The following is a 14,367-nucleotide window of genomic DNA, read 5'->3' as shown; positions in this document are numbered from 1 at the left end:
AAAAAATTGTCGAATGTATTTCCGGTACAAAAATTTGAACGATTTCAATTATCGCTACGAAAGATATCTCCTACAATAAACGGCACCGACGAGATAGTATCGAACGGATCGCACAACTCCTTTTGCCGATCCGAAACAACGGCCGGTATGAGTTACCGGATCGACGAGATCGACGAGCGCATCCTCTACTACCTCGCGGGCGACGCGCGGAACACGTCGGCACCGACGATCGCGGAGGAGGTCGACGTGACGCCGGCGACGGTCCGCAACCGGATCCGCCAGCTGGAGGAGGCGGGGATCATCCGCGGCTACCACGCCGACATCGACTACGAGGCGACCGACGGGAAGATGACGACGCAGTTCACCTGTACGGCGCCGGTGGGCGAGCGCTCGGCCATCGCGAACGAGGCCCTCGGAACGCCCGGCGTCGTCGGCGTGCGCGAACTGCTCGCCGGGCAGGAGAACGTCGTCGTCACGGCCGTCGGTTCGGACACGGGCGACATCAACCGGATCGCCCAGCAGCTGTCGGCGGCCGGGTTGACGATCGAACGGGAGGACATCGTCCGCGAGGAGACGACCCAGCCCTACGGGTCGTTCGCGCCCGAGGTCGACTCCCCGCGGTCGGCGGTCACCGACTTCCAGAGCGTGGTCGGCGGCGCCGAGGTCGTCGAGTTCACCGTCCAGGAGGACGCCGCGATCACCGGGAGGACGCTCGAAAGTGCCAACAGTGACGGGCTCCTTCCCGACGAGGCGCTGGTCGTCAGCATCGAGCGGGGCGACGACCGCATCACGCCCGACGGGGACACCCGGATCGAGACCGGCGACGTCGTGTCGATATTCTCGCCCGAGACGTTCCCCGAGGAACTCGTACGGGCGTTCGAGGCGAGCGAGTGAGGGCGAACCGCCCGGCTACCGCGAGATACCGCTCTGTTCGCCGGACTCGACGACGCGCTCGACCTCTTCGGGAGTGACCAGGGCGATGTCGCCGGGGATGGTCCGCTTGAGCGAGGCCGCGGCGGCGCCGTACTCCAGGGCGTCGGGCACCGACCCCCCGTCGAGCCACGAGGCGAGGAACCCGCCGACGAAGGCGTCGCCGGTGCCGACGGTGTCGTACTCGTCGGCCTCGAAGACGCCCTGTTCGTGTACCTCGCCGTCCGCGAGCGCGAGCGACCCCTCGCCGCCCCGGGTCACCAGCGTCACCCCGAAGTCGAACTCCTCGGCGAGTCCGCGGGCGATTTCCTCGGCGTCGCCCTCGCGGTCGAGGACCGACCGGGCGTCGCGGACGGCGACGACGAGCACGTCGACGTCGGGGAACAGGTCCTCCAGGGTGTCGCGGGCCTCGGCGGGCGACCAGAGCTTCGAGCGGTAGTTCACGTCGAAGACCGTCGTCGTGTCGTGGTCGCCGGCGAGTTCGAGCAGGTCCGCCGTCGTCTCCCGCAGCGTCTCGGAGAGGGCGGGGGTGATCCCGGTGGTGTGGAAGGCGTCGGCCTCGGCGATCCGGTCGGTGGCGAGTTCGTCGGCGGTGGCGGTGGTGACCGCGGAGTCGGCGCGGTCGTAGATGACGTTCGTCCCGCGGGGCTTGCCGGCCATCTCGACGTAGTAGGTGCCCATCCGGGCGTCGTCGTCCCAGACTACATCGGTATCGACGCCGTGGGTGCCCAGGGCGCTGGTCACTCGCCGGCCCAGGGGGGAGTCGGGTAGTTTCGACACCCAGGCGGCGTCGAGGCCGAGTCGCCCGGCGGCGACGGCGACGTTGCTCTCGGCGCCCGCGACGTGCACGTCGAGTTCGTCCATCGCCTCGAGGCGCTGGTGGTCCGGCGGCGAGAGCCTGAGCATCGACTCGCCGACGGTCACGAGGTCGGTCATACCCGTCGCTGGGAGGGCGTTCGGCTTAAATCCGCAGGGATCCCGGGCGGGCGTCGCCGTTCACCGTTCGGGCCAGTTACGTATCCCGTTGTCACATCTGCGGCCACCTTACTCCAAAGCTATATATGAGATAGTCGGACATGGGACTCCATGGGCAAGGGGCACAGCCGAGCAGTCGAGTCAGGGTTCCGGGGGCGCTCCCCGGTCGACGCTGACTCGGGCACGGGGTATCGACCGACGACCGAACGGAGACAGGACACATGAGCGGCGAAGACAGCGACAGCGGCAGTGGTGGAGCCATGGGCGTCGTCCGGACGGTGGTGCCGGACTTCGTCAGGAAACGATTCGCGCTGAAGTTCCTCATCGTGCTGCTGGTGATGGGCCTGGCGATCGGTGCGGTCGGGCTCGTCGGCACCCAGCAGTTCGTCGACCACACCCGCGACCAGGTCGAAAGCGAGTACCGCGGGCTCGCAGTTCAGGAGTCGAACCTCGTCGGCCAGTGGCTGGAGAGCAACCGGCTCTCGACCCGGCTCGCGTCCGGCGACCCCGCCTACAGGGGCAACGACGGGGACTCCATGTCGCGGACGCTGCGCGAACGCCAGCGGAGCCAGATGCCGAGCGACGTGAGTTCGATGCATCTCATCCAGGGCGGGGCCGGCCAGACCACGTTCGTCGCCAGCCAGACGGTCGCGCCCGGGTCGGAGGTCGACGGGACGGTCCGCGACTGGGTCACCGAACGGAGCTTCGAGGAGACGAACGAGGTGAAGGTATCGAGCGTCTACCAGAGCCCCAACGGCGTCCCCGTCGTCGGCTTCGCGAGCCTGGTCAACGGGACGACCGAGCGTGTCCTGCTCGTCGAGGTCGCCACGACCGACATCGGGAGTCGGCTTCAGGGGACTGACCGCGCCCAGGGCGGTTTCACGACCGTCGTCAACGCGAGCGGGACCATCCTGATCGACGAACGCGCGAGCGATCCGGAGATTGACACGGACGAGACGCTGACCACCTACGGCGACCAGGCGACGGTCGAGAAGGCGATCGGGCTGTCCGAGGCGGGCGGCGTCGACCCGAGCCAGATGAACGACCAGGTCATGGGCGAGGAGTACGCCGTCGGGTACGCGCCGGTCCTGGTCCCCGGGAACTCCGAGGTTTGGGCGGTGCTCGTCCACGCGCCGACCGACGTGCTCTTCGGCGACGTCCAGCAGGTCCAGCAGTTCGGCATGATCGCGACCGCCGGCGCCGTGCTCGTGATGCTGCTCATCGGCGCGGTGCTGGGGTACAACACCTCCTCGTCGATCGACCGCCTGAAGGGCAAGGCCCAGGAGATGGAGGAGGGCAACCTCGACGTGGACATCCAGTCGGGCCGCATCGACAGCATCGGCCAGCTCTACACCGGGTTCGCGTCGATGCGCGACTCGCTGCGCGAGCAGATCGACGAGGCCGAGCGCGCCCGCAAGGAGGCGGAGGTCTCCCGGGCCGAGGCGATGGAGCTGTCGAATTACCTTCAGGACCGCGCCGAGGAGTACTCGGATATCATGCAGGCCTGCGCCCGCGGCGACCTCACCCAGCGCATGGAGCCCGAGGGTGAGAACGAGGCGATGGACCAGATCGCGGAGGACTTCAACGAGATGCTCACCGAGCTGGAGATGACGACCGGCCAGCTCAAGACCTTCGCGAGCGAGGTTGAGGAGAGCGGTCAGTCGGTCCAGCAGAGCGCCGAGACGGTCCGCGACGCCAGCGAACAGGTCGCCGACTCCATCCAGAAGATCTCCGACGACGCCTACGACCAGAAGGAGCGCCTGCAGAACATCTCCGAGGAGATGGACGGCGTCGCCGCACAGCTCGAGGACTTCGCGGCGGACAACCCCAACGTCGACTTCGGCGACTCGCTCGACAGCATCCGCGAGGTCGCGAGTATGATCGAGCAGGCCGCCGACCTCGCCGAGGACACGATGTCCGAGAGCGAGAACGTCGCCGGCGCCGCCGAGGAACAGGCCGCCGAGCTCAACGAGGTCTCCTCGCGCGCCGAGGAGCTCACCCGCTACGCCCAGTACCTGGGCGACGGGCTGGGTAACTTCGAGACCGAGGAGGAACACGAGTTCGTCTTCCAGACCGGCGCCGGCTCGCCCGGCCCCGGCGGTCCCGAGGACGCCGGCGACGCCGACGAACCGGCCGAAGAGTAACGGCTCCGGACCCGGTTCGTCCGGGTGCACCCGATTCCGCGCGTTCTTCCAGTTCTCCCGCTCTCCGGACGGTTTCCCCGAACAGTGTGCCCGCTCCCTTCGGCGGGAGCGTCTGGACGACGGTCGCGGTCGGAGGTCACGCCGGCCCGAACCACTTCGGGAGAACCACTACGGCTCTGCCAGTATCGACTTTCTATCCGTGCAGTTAGGCAGACCTAAAAGAGGGTGGGCCCGCCGGAGGCGGCGGTGCGAAAGGTGTCGGTCCCGACAGCGTGGGCGGACCGGTCCGTCGAGCCTGACCGCCGTCCGTGGGCGTAATTCGGGGTGGAACCGGTGCCACTGAAACCCCGGGTCGTGGTCTGTACGCTCTTCGGCGCCTCGGCGGTCGGCGTGGCGCTCACCTGGTTCGGCACCGGTGTTTCGATCGCCGTCCCCGCTGCGTCGTGGGCGGCCATCGTGTCGCTGGGGACGCTCCTGACGACCGGCATCCTGTGGGCCACGTACCCCTCGAAGCCCGGGCGACCTCCGGAGTGGCTGGCTCGCCGCTGGTCGCGGGTCGGAACCCTCGCAGTTGCGGGGGCGGTCGCCGGGCTCGCGATCAGGGCCGTCCACGCCGTGACCGCCGTTGGGCCTTCCCTCGCGACGGGCGTCGGTCTCGCAGCTGGCACGGTGTCGGTGGCCGCGATAGCCGCCGCAGGTCGACAGTTCGATAGCCCGTTCCGCCCGCAGGCGGTCGCGCTCGTCGCGGGCACGGCCGCGGGAGGCGGTCTCCTCGCGATCGCGTGGCTGGACGTGGGAACGAGAGGCGGGTCGCTCACCGCGACCGCCGTCAGGTCCGTCCACCTCGTCGCCGCGGGGGCGTGGATCGGCGGTGCCGTCTGGCACAACACCGTGGTCGTTCCGGCACTGGCGGCCGACGGCGACGCCGGCATCCGACCGGTCGTCCGACAGTTCCGGCGAGCCGTCCCCCTGTTCGTCGCCGCCGTCGCGGTTAGCGGTCTCCATCAGGCGGTCACCCTCCTGGGAGCGAATCCGGAGGCGTACGTCGCGACCGCGCTCGGTCGTCTCGTGGCCCTGAAGATCGCCGCACTCGCCCTCCTGTCGGGACTCGTGGTTCACGGGCTCGCCCGGAGCCGTTCCGCCGATCCCCCGGACCACTGACTGGGGAGGCGACTCCGTCGCCACCGACGGATCCCCGGCCCCGCCCAAACGACCCGCTGACGGCCGCTCAGCGACTAGATTCCCGTTCGGGGAGTCGGATGTCGCGCTCGTCCGGCACGAGGTATTGTGTATAGCGGCATGTGGTTTACGCGCAGGCTGACGAACAACCCTCCCCGACCATATCATAATTTTTGTTATAAATCCCGCCTGGCGAGACCGATACATTCCCGTGCAGTCCTGGCCGGAGACCGGTTCGAACCCGTCACCGTTCGACGACTGGTCCCGCTGTCGAACGGAGTCGGGCCCACGTCTCGGGGACGGCCTGCCGTCTCTGGGCCCTGAGCGTGTGGGCGACACGGGAGAGCGGGCGCTCACCGGTAGCAGAGTGTGGGTCGTCGGGGGCTCTGGGCAGTGGAGCTGCCTTCGGACTGGCTGACCACGGGCGACTGTTGCGGGTCTGTCCGGTGAAGGCTGACGGACCGGTGAGTGGACGCGTACGAACCGGGGGTGTCCGTCGTCGCCCACCGAAACGGACGCATCGGACCCGTGCCGCCGTGTCGAGACTGGTTCCCTCCCGCCTTCGACTTGGGAGAGGGGCACTGTGACGAGCTCACCGCGCGAACTGCAGAGCCGCGAGTCCCCTGGGAGAACCCGACCTGAGCCGACCGGAATATCACGAGGGCCGTGTCGCCCTCGCGTGGGCGCGCCGACGACTCGAACCGGTCCACGTCCCGAAAGCACGTCCAAGCCGAAACGAAGCATCTCCGGGACGAGAACTGTGCGGTGCTCTGGCGCCCCGACACGATTGTCGCCGGGCCGCGGGTACCGGGTAGCTTCGGACCCGTCCCCAGTCACGACGGTTCGTGGAAAGTCGCTGGTCGCCGCCGTGGCGTGGAATCGCAATCCGCAGACGGGCCGATGCCACGGCGAACGAACCACCGACCGTTCGGAGAGTCGGCACAGAAGTCGGCCTCCCCGGGCCGGGATCGACCGAGTAGCCCGAGGACACGACTGGAGCGGGCAGGGGATGTCTGCATCGTTCTCACCGGCTGTCGTGGCTAACTGATGTCGTCTGGGAAGGAAAGCGCTTGCCACGCCACAGCGGCCAGAGAGAGCGCTCTGGAAAGGGTTGAACGGGCCGCAGCCAGCGCCGAGAACAGACTGTCCTGAAGACCTGTATCGCCCTCCGCTACGACCGCGGACCCCGATAGTCGGCCCCGACGCGAATTCTGTTTCCGTCTACCCAACAGATATTAGTTGTGTACCTGGATAACCGCATAATCTAGGTCTAAATTTACGCATAAAATATCCGCTGGCCGGCGGAAACAGGCCCTAGGAACACAAATAAGGGTCTTTATCCGTGAGTCTGGCGACAGATTGATTGTGGTGGCGTGAGACTCGCCTATCGATGGGAGAGTCGGATCTCGACACCGAGCGCGTATCGGTGCGGACGTACGTCCCCGCCTACCAGCGCGAGGAGTGGGACGACCACGCGGCGGAGCTGGACATGAGTCGAAGCGAGTTCGTCCGGACGATGGTCCAGGCGGGTCGGCGCGGGTTCGGAGACACGGATTCGGCGGTAGAAGTGTCCGAACCCGCCGATCCCGAGCAGGGCCCCGAAGAATCCGGTGGAGGGCCGTCTTCCGACGCTGACCCCCAGGGTTCGGGCATGGAAGAACGGGTCGCGGCCGCGCTCCGTTCGGCGGAGTATCTCTCCTGGGACGAACTGCTGGAGGCGGTGGCCGACGACATCGAGGCGGAGCTGGAGGACGCCCTCCAGCGGCTCCAGTCGGAAGGGCGGGTCACCTACAGCGGCCGCAACGGGGGATACACGATCGATGAGTAGGGCCGAGCGCGGGTCGGCGGACGCCGAGGACCCGGTCGCGTACTTCCTCGACGACATCACGTTCCAGGGCAAGAGCCAGCGAACGCGGGACGCCTACGAGCGCGTCCTCCGGGAGTTCGAGGCCTACCTCTCCGAACGAGGACTCGACCTCGACGAGGCGAACCACCGTGACTGCATGGCGTGGATCCACCAGCTGCGGGGCTCGGTCGGCGAGAGCACGGTCGCGACGTACGCCTCGTATCTCCACCGGTTCTACGGCTACATGACGGAGGTCGGGACCTTCGAGGAGAACCCGATGGCGCTGGTCCTGGAGGAGATCGACGAGTCGATCACCGTCGACCCGGAGCGTCGCGACATCACAGTCCCCGCGATGCGGTCGTTCGTGGCGGAGGTGACCCATCCGCTCGACAGGGCGGTCGTCGTGACCCTGCTGAAGACGGGGATGCGCGCCGGTGAACTGTGCAACCTCGATCGGCGGGACCTCTCGCTGTCGGACTCGCCGTTCGAGTGGTCGCATCGACCGCAACTCGACGGGAAACCCGACTCGGTCTACGTCGACGACGCGCCGAGCGCGGGCCAGGCGTACAACGGACAGGTCCGGACCGCGTCGAACAAACGAAAACGCGCGACGACGATCCCCGTCGACGACGAACTCGCCGCCGTCCTCGACGAGTGGTTGGCCGTCCGACCGGATCCCCGTTCGGATGCCGACCCGCTGTTCGTCAGCACGGCCGACGAGTGGGGCAAACGGCTCACTCCGGACATGGTCCACCACATCGTCGAAACGCACGCCCGCGACCAGGGCTGGTACCGCGAAGGTGGCGGCGCCGAGGAGAACGTCACGCCCCACTATTTCCGGCACTTCTTCACCACGCACCTCCGGGACCGGACCGGCGACCGCGGCATCGTCAAGTACCTCCGCGGCGACGTGGCCCAGGATATCATCGACACCTACACCCACGACTGGGGCGACCGCGTCCGGGAGGTGTACGCGGACAATATCTACAAGCTTTGCTGATACATCTCCGCTTCCGTGGACGGAACACTCGACCGAAACCGTACTGATAAACTATATTCCGCTATACGGAATCTACCGGTCGAGCCCCCGGTCGGAACACTGGTCGAAGGGATTCCAGCCAGTCACCAGTAGCAGGGCTACACCCGCGCTCAGGCCTCGAAGCGCGCGAGTGCGGACCCGTCCAGTTCGACGCCGAGGCCGGGGCCGTCCGGTACGGCTACCCGGCCGTCGTCGGCTACGTCGAATCCGTCGGCGGCCAGGGACTCCCGGAGCGGGTTCGAGGAGTTGTCGTACTCCAGCCAGGGGCGCCCGTCGAGCGTGGCGATCAACTGGAGGGTCGCGGCGATAGCGACAGGCGTTCCCCAGACGTGAGGCACCACGGGGACTCCGTGTGCGTCGGCGGCGTCCGCCACCCGGCGAGCGGCCGTGAGCCCCCCGACGTTGCACACGTCGGGTTGGGCAACGTCGACGGCCCCGGCCTCGAAGAGACGAGTGAACTCCGCCGGTGTGTGACACTCCCCGCCGGCGACGCGTACGTCCAGCGCGTCGCGGAGGTGGGCGTAGCCGTCGACCCGTTCGGGCGGGACGGGCTCCTCGAACCAGGACACGTCGAACTCCTCCAGCGACCGACCGACACGGCGGGCGGTCGCGGTGTCGTAGGCGTAGTTCGCGTCGACGAACAGCGTCGTGTCGTCACCGATCGCCTCCCGTATCCGCTCGACGAGGCGCACGTCGGCATCGGGGCCGTGTCCCAACAGTGAGAGTCCGATCTTGGCCTTCACAGCGCCGAACTGGTCGGCGTTACGCCGGGCCTCCGCCGCGATGCGGTCGAACTGCTCGTCGAGGTCCGCGCCGTGTTTGAAGTAGTGGCCGGTGGCGTACGCGCGGACGGCGTCCCGTCGTCGGCCGCCGAGCAGCGACGCGACGGACTCGTCGGCGAGTTTGCCCTTCAGGTCCCACAGCGCGAGGTCGACGCCGCTGATGGCCGGCAGCGGGACGACCGTCTGGTAGGCCGCGCGCGCACTGTCGTACATCTCCTCGTGGACGCGCTCGACGTTCCTCGGGTCGCGTCCTTCGACGATCGGCGCGAGCAGGTCCTCGACGGTTTCCCGCGAGCCCGCTATCGGTCCCCAGCACTCGCCCCAGCCGACGGTGCCGTCCGTTGCTTCGATCCGGACCAGCAGCGCCGACCGCTCGTCGACCCACGCCTGGGCGTATCCGAACGGCTCGTCGAGTTCGGACCGGAGCGCGACCGTCTCGACGGACTCGACGACCGTCCCCGACGTTCCCTCACTCCCCATCCCGCCGACCCCCTGCAGACCTGCGTGGTGTCGCCATCAGCTGCCCTCCGAGACCAGGTACCGATCCCCGTCGAACGAGATGCCGTGACCGGGCCGGTCGGGCGGGGTGACCCGGCCGTCATCCGGAGTGAGGGGCTCTTCGACCAGTTCGTCCAGGACCGTCGAGTGGTGTTCGATGTAGGGGACGTTGTCGTAGAGGGCGGCGAGGTGGGCGTGGAGCGGTTCGATGTAGTGGGGAGAGACGGCGACGCCGCTGTTTGCCGCCAGCTCGGCCACGCGCAGCCACGGCGTGACCCCGCCGACCCGACAGACATCCGGCTGGAGGAAATCGACCGCGTCGCGGGAGAGGACCTGCCGGAACTGCGTCTCGTTGTAGAAGTTCTCACCGGTGGCGATCGGAACGTCGACCCGCCGGCGGAGGTCCGCGTAGGCGGCGTAGTCGCCCTTCGGGAGTGGCTCCTCGAGCCACGTCACGTCCAGCCCTTCGATCCGCGACGCGAGGCGACGGGCCTCCGGAACCGTGTACGAGCAGTTGGCGTCGAGCATCAGGTCCAACTCGTCCGGAAGCGTCTCCCTGACCGCGCTGACCCGTTCGATGTCGCGGTCGACCGACGACCCGACCTTCATTTTCATGCCGGCGAACCCATCCGCCGCGACGGTCTCGGCGTTGGCGACGAGTTCCTCGGCGTCGTACTGGAGCCACCCCCCGTCGGTCTCGTACATATCGACGGAGCGGCGACTCCCGCCGAGCAGGGCGTACAGCGGTTGACCCGTCTCTTTCCCGAGGAGGTCCCAGGCGGCGATGTCGGCAGCCGCGACGGCGAACTCGCTGATCCCCTCCCGGCCGACGAACGTCGTCGACTCGCGCATCGTCGACCGGACCGACCGCGGGGCGACGGGGTGGCCCTCCAGCCGAGGCGCGATCTCGTCGTCGAGGAAGCGCTGTATCGCCGGTCCGCCCCGGCCGATCGTGTAGGTGAACCCGAGCCCCTCGCGGCCCTCGTCGTCGCGTGCCAGAAGGGCGACGACCTCGAGCGTGTCGAACGACTGGGTGGCGTCTTCGAGCGATTCCTCGTTGGGAACCCGGTAGAGGCGCGTCTCGACGTCGCGGACGCTGGCCGTACCGGACGGTGCGTCGACCATGGTCCAATTCGACAGACCGACCGTATATACGTTATGTAACCGGGAGTAAGATCTGTTCAGGATATAAAAAATTATATTAGTCCCGAAAGTGGGGGAAACACGTGCCACTCGAGTACACACACCGACCGGTGACGGTAGCCGACAAGACGGCGGTCGTCATCGGCGGCACGAGCGGTATCGGTCGCGCCATCGCGCTCGGGTTCGCGGCCGAGGGCGCGGACGTCGTCGCGAGTTCGCGCACAGAGGAGAACGTGGAACGGACGGCGGCGGAGATCCGCGACCGCGGCGCGGAGACGGTCGAGGTCACCTGCGACATCACCGACCGGTCGTCGGTCGAAACACTCCGCGACGAGACCATCGAGGCGTTCGGTGACGTGGATATCCTGGTCAACTCACCCAGTTACATCGCGCGGACGACCGTCGCCGACGTGACCGACGAGGAGTGGGACGACGTGTTCGGCGTCCAGTTGCGCGGTCCGGTCCGCGCCACCCAGGCCTTCACCGAGAAGATGGACACGGGGTCGGTCATCAACATCTCCTCGGCGTCGGTCGAGTCCGCGATCCCGAACCTCGCCGCCTACTCGATGGCGAAAGGCGGGATCGACGCGTTCACTCGCGTCGCGGCCGAGGAGTTCGGTCCCGAGATCCGAGTAAACGCCATCCGGCCTGGGTTCGTCGTCACGGAACAGACCAAGGGGACCTACACCAGCGGCGAACCGCGGTTCGAGACGATCAAGTCCCGGACGACGAACGGCCGGCTCGCCGAACCGGAGGAGATGGCCGGGGCGGCCATCTACCTCGCCAGCGACGCCGCCTCGTACACGACCGGTGAGATCATCACCGTCGACGACGGCTTCCTCGACGCGACCTTCGAGGAGTAGCGACCCGGAACCGCCGGTTCCCCATAACCGTCGCGGGGACCGGTGTGACGACTCTTTTTGCGCCGACGACCGTATCGAACGTGCTACCGCTCCGGGTCGAGCAACTGGACGGGGTGTTCGTTGGGCGATTCCAGCAGCGCGTCGAGTTGCTCCATACAGGAGGTGCCGCTGGCGACGATCCGGCGTCCCTGCCGGTCGGCGTCGGCGAACTGGTCCGCGAGTTGCTCGCCCACGTCCATGCTCAGCTCGTAGTACTCCGACTTGTAGCCGAAGCTCCCGGCCATCCCGCAACACTCCACGTCGGAGGTGACCACGTCGTAGCCGAGGCGCTCCAGCACGTGCTCGGTGTACGGCTCGAGGCCGAGCGTGCGCTGCTGGCAGTGGCTGTGATAGGCCACTCCTTCGCCGTCGCCGGCGGGGAGCGCGCTCTCGGCGGCGCCGTTCTCCAGCAGCCCGTAGACGTACTCGAGGACCTCGTAACTGTTGTCACGGAGCCGTTCGAAGCCGTCGTCGAGCAGGCGCTCGTACTCGCGGTGGAACATCGCGAGGTCGCTGGGCTCGACCACGACCACGTCGCGGCCGTCGTCGAGATGGGGGCCGAGCCCGTCTGCGACGGACTCCGCCTTCGCGCGGGCTGTGTCGATCATCCCCTGAGAGAGCGGCGCGCGGCCGGACCCGCCGACCGACGGGACCTCGACGGAACAGCCGAGCGCCTCCAGCACGCGGACGGCCGCTTTCCCCCGCTCGGGCTGGACGTAGTTCGTGTACACGTCCGGGTACAGCGCTACCGTCCGCTCGGGGTCGGCGACCGCCGATGGCCGGTCGGCCGCCCACTCGCGGAACGTCGTCCGCGCGAACGTCGGGAGGTCGCGGCGGGCGTCGATCCCGAGCGTCGACTCCATGACCCGCCGAACCGGCCCGAGCGAGGCGACCGCGCTGGACAGCGGCGCGGTCGCGCTCCCGAGCTTCGCGACCGTCTCGAAGTTCCCGAAGAACCGCTTGCGGAGCGGTGTCCCCTCGGACTCCTCGTCGGGGACCAGGCCGTCGACGAGGATGTCCTCGTAGTCTGGCTCGTGACTGCGGTTGCGACGGTCGCGGACGACGGTGTTGATCCACGGGATGTCGATCTTGACAGGGCAGGCGTTCACGCAGCGACTACAGCCGGTACAGAGGTCGTTGAACGACTCCGTGGCCTCCAGACCCTCGACGCCGGCCTCCCAGCCGGTGGCGATCCCACCGGTGTACGTCTCCCCGCCGAAGGCGTGGCCGCCGACCGACTGGAAGTTCGCGCAGGAGTTGGCACAGGCGCCACAGCGGATGCAGTACAGCGTCTCCCTGAGGTCGTCGTCCCGCCGCATCTCCCGCCGGCCGTTGTCGACGAGCACGAGGTGGAACTCCCGGTCGTCGTCGGAGCCGCCGAAGCCTGGAGCCTCGCTCGCTTCGAAGTCGACGGTGGGGGTGTCGACCGGCGGCGTCAGTACCGAAAAGTACTGCGGGATGTCCTGCCCGGTCGCGGATCGGGAGATCAACTCGGCGAAGGGATGCAGGTCCGAGACGCTGGGAACGATCTTCTCGATCCCCGCGACCGCGATGTGCGTGTCGGGTACGGACGCGCACTTGCGGGCGTTGCCCTCGTTGGTCACGAGCGCGATCGACCCGCTGTCGGCGGTCACGAAGTTCGCGCCCGTGATACCCACGTCGGCGGTCTCGATGCGTTCGCCGAGGTACTCGCGCGCGAACGCCGTGAGCGCCTCCGGCGAGTCGAGCGCCCGGTCCGTCTCGAAGACCCGCTCGAAGAGACGCGTGATGTCCTCCCGCGAGCGGTGGAGCGACGGACCGACGATGTGGGAGGGGGCTTCGTCGGCCACCTGGATGACGAACTCCCCCAGATCCGTCTCCCACACGTCGAGGTCGGCGACCTCCAGCGCCTCGTTCAGGTCGATCTCCTCCGTCGTCATCGACTTCGACTTGACGACCGACTCCGCGTCGCGGTCGTCGAGGACCTCCGTGATGTAGCGGTTGGCGTCGGCAGGGTCGTCGGCGACGTAGACCGACCCGCCGTTGGCCTCGACGGCCTGTTCCGTCCGGTGGATCAGGGTGGGGAGCCGCTCGATGGCGTCCTCTTTGATCTCCCTGGCCCGGGTCCGGTAGTGTTCGTGCGTCTCCGAGCCAACCGCGTCGATGGCATCGTAGCGCTCGTCGTTCAACCGGCGGATGTTGTCCTTGATCCCGTCGCTCTCACGTTCGAGTAGCGTTCGGATGCGCTCCGCGTCCAGGTCTGTCTCACTCATCGTCACGGACGAGCAGTACGTGAACGGTTTCGGGTCCGTGGACACCCTGGACGAGCGCGCCCATGTCGCCCGTCGCGCTCGGGCCCGTCGCGAGCACGACTGACGGGGAGCCCCCGTCGAACTCGTCGTCCAGCCACTCGAAGGCGGACGCCAGGTCCGGCCGCAACTGCGACGCCTTGACGACGACGACGTGGCGCTGAGGGAACAGCGACACCAGTTCGTCACCGCCCGGACGGGATTCGAGTGCGACCGTCCCCAGCGAGGCGACCGCCATCCGCGCCCCCGTCACGCCCGTCTTCGCGGCCTTCAACTGGTCCGGCGATGGGTCGACCGTGACCGGCGCCCCCGACAGCGAGAGGTCCTCGAACGGGAGCGGCGCTCCGGCTGCAGGCGTGTCGACGAGCTCCGCGAGAGCGGACCCGAAGTCCGACGGAGCGACCGCCGTGAGTTCTGTGTCTCGACGTTCCAAGGACTGCGTAAACTCGTCGACCGCACTCATATTCAGCCACAAGGAGACCACACGTATAAATTTTGTATGTCGTCGTCCGATAGATCGCTCGACTGACCGGATGTCCTGCCGCGGTGCCGTGCCGCAGGTTCGATCGTACGAACGGACGAGCTCGTGCCGAAGCGGGCGGGTCGACGGGGCTGGTACGGGCCGTTCGACCCGCGACGAC

Annotated in this window: 11 protein-coding genes; 6 read left to right on the top strand and 5 right to left on the bottom strand. The window is 67.8% G+C overall.

The annotated features are described in order from the left end of the window. Positions 1-147: 147 nt before the first annotated feature. Positions 148-894 (top strand): Lrp/AsnC family transcriptional regulator, encoded by a 747-nt coding sequence (locus ACMGFG_RS03680; RefSeq protein ID WP_436929005.1) that lies wholly within the window; start codon positions 148-150, stop codon positions 892-894. 15 nt (positions 895-909) lie between these two features. Here the strand turns inward: ACMGFG_RS03680 and kdgK1 are convergent, their stop codons facing one another. After that, positions 910-1,866, bottom strand: a complete 957-nt coding sequence (gene kdgK1 / locus ACMGFG_RS03675; RefSeq protein WP_436929004.1) for a bifunctional 2-dehydro-3-deoxygluconokinase/2-dehydro-3-deoxygalactonokinase — start codon at positions 1,864-1,866, stop codon at positions 910-912. 260 nt (positions 1,867-2,126) lie between these two features. On the opposite strand from kdgK1, the gene ACMGFG_RS03670 reads away from it, so the two are divergent. The 4 genes from ACMGFG_RS03670 (at position 2,127) to ACMGFG_RS03655 (ending at position 8,074) form a co-directional block, all read left to right on the top strand. After that, positions 2,127-4,049 carry a HAMP domain-containing protein gene (locus tag ACMGFG_RS03670; RefSeq protein ID WP_436929003.1) on the top strand — a complete coding sequence of 641 codons (1,923 nt, stop codon included), beginning with the start codon at positions 2,127-2,129 and terminating at the stop codon, positions 4,047-4,049. A gap of 333 nt (positions 4,050-4,382) precedes the next feature. Further along, positions 4,383-5,210: a hypothetical protein gene (locus ACMGFG_RS03665; protein WP_436929002.1), complete on the top strand. Its 828-nt coding sequence runs from the start codon at positions 4,383-4,385 to the stop codon at positions 5,208-5,210. 1,408 nt (positions 5,211-6,618) lie between these two features. After that, positions 6,619-7,056 carry a DUF5805 domain-containing protein gene (locus ACMGFG_RS03660; protein WP_436929001.1) on the top strand — a complete coding sequence of 146 codons (438 nt, stop codon included), beginning with the start codon at positions 6,619-6,621 and terminating at the stop codon, positions 7,054-7,056. Next, complete coding sequence (locus ACMGFG_RS03655) at positions 7,049-8,074, top strand: tyrosine-type recombinase/integrase (protein ID WP_436929000.1); 1,026 nt, start codon at positions 7,049-7,051, stop codon at positions 8,072-8,074. The genes ACMGFG_RS03660 and ACMGFG_RS03655 overlap by 8 nt, the downstream gene beginning before the upstream one ends. A gap of 149 nt (positions 8,075-8,223) precedes the next feature. On the opposite strand, the gene ACMGFG_RS03650 is transcribed toward ACMGFG_RS03655, so the two are convergent. Continuing rightward, complete coding sequence (locus ACMGFG_RS03650; RefSeq protein WP_436928999.1) at positions 8,224-9,375, bottom strand: mandelate racemase/muconate lactonizing enzyme family protein; 1,152 nt, start codon at positions 9,373-9,375, stop codon at positions 8,224-8,226. Positions 9,376-9,411: 36 nt separating this feature from the next. Further along, positions 9,412-10,518 carry a mandelate racemase/muconate lactonizing enzyme family protein gene (locus ACMGFG_RS03645; protein WP_436928998.1) on the bottom strand — a complete coding sequence of 369 codons (1,107 nt, stop codon included), beginning with the start codon at positions 10,516-10,518 and terminating at the stop codon, positions 9,412-9,414. A gap of 101 nt (positions 10,519-10,619) precedes the next feature. On the opposite strand from ACMGFG_RS03645, the gene ACMGFG_RS03640 reads away from it, so the two are divergent. Beyond that, the gene (locus ACMGFG_RS03640) at positions 10,620-11,399 is read left to right on the top strand and encodes an SDR family NAD(P)-dependent oxidoreductase (RefSeq protein ID WP_436928997.1); all 780 of its coding nucleotides are present in this window, start codon (positions 10,620-10,622) and stop codon (positions 11,397-11,399) included. Positions 11,400-11,482: 83 nt separating this feature from the next. Here the strand turns inward: ACMGFG_RS03640 and ACMGFG_RS03635 are convergent, their stop codons facing one another. Then, positions 11,483-13,690: an LUD domain-containing protein gene (locus ACMGFG_RS03635; protein ID WP_436928996.1), complete on the bottom strand. Its 2,208-nt coding sequence runs from the start codon at positions 13,688-13,690 to the stop codon at positions 11,483-11,485. After that, the gene (locus tag ACMGFG_RS03630; protein ID WP_436928995.1) at positions 13,683-14,189 is read right to left on the bottom strand and encodes an LUD domain-containing protein; all 507 of its coding nucleotides are present in this window, start codon (positions 14,187-14,189) and stop codon (positions 13,683-13,685) included. Before ACMGFG_RS03630 ends, ACMGFG_RS03635 begins: the two co-directional genes overlap by 8 nt. Positions 14,190-14,367 lie beyond the last annotated feature (178 nt).

Origin of the sequence: Halosimplex halobium (assembly GCF_051414055.1) — an archaeon.
Lineage (GTDB): Archaea > Halobacteriota > Halobacteria > Halobacteriales > Haloarculaceae > Halosimplex > Halosimplex halobium.
This window is presented reverse-complemented; position numbering and strand designations above follow the sequence as displayed.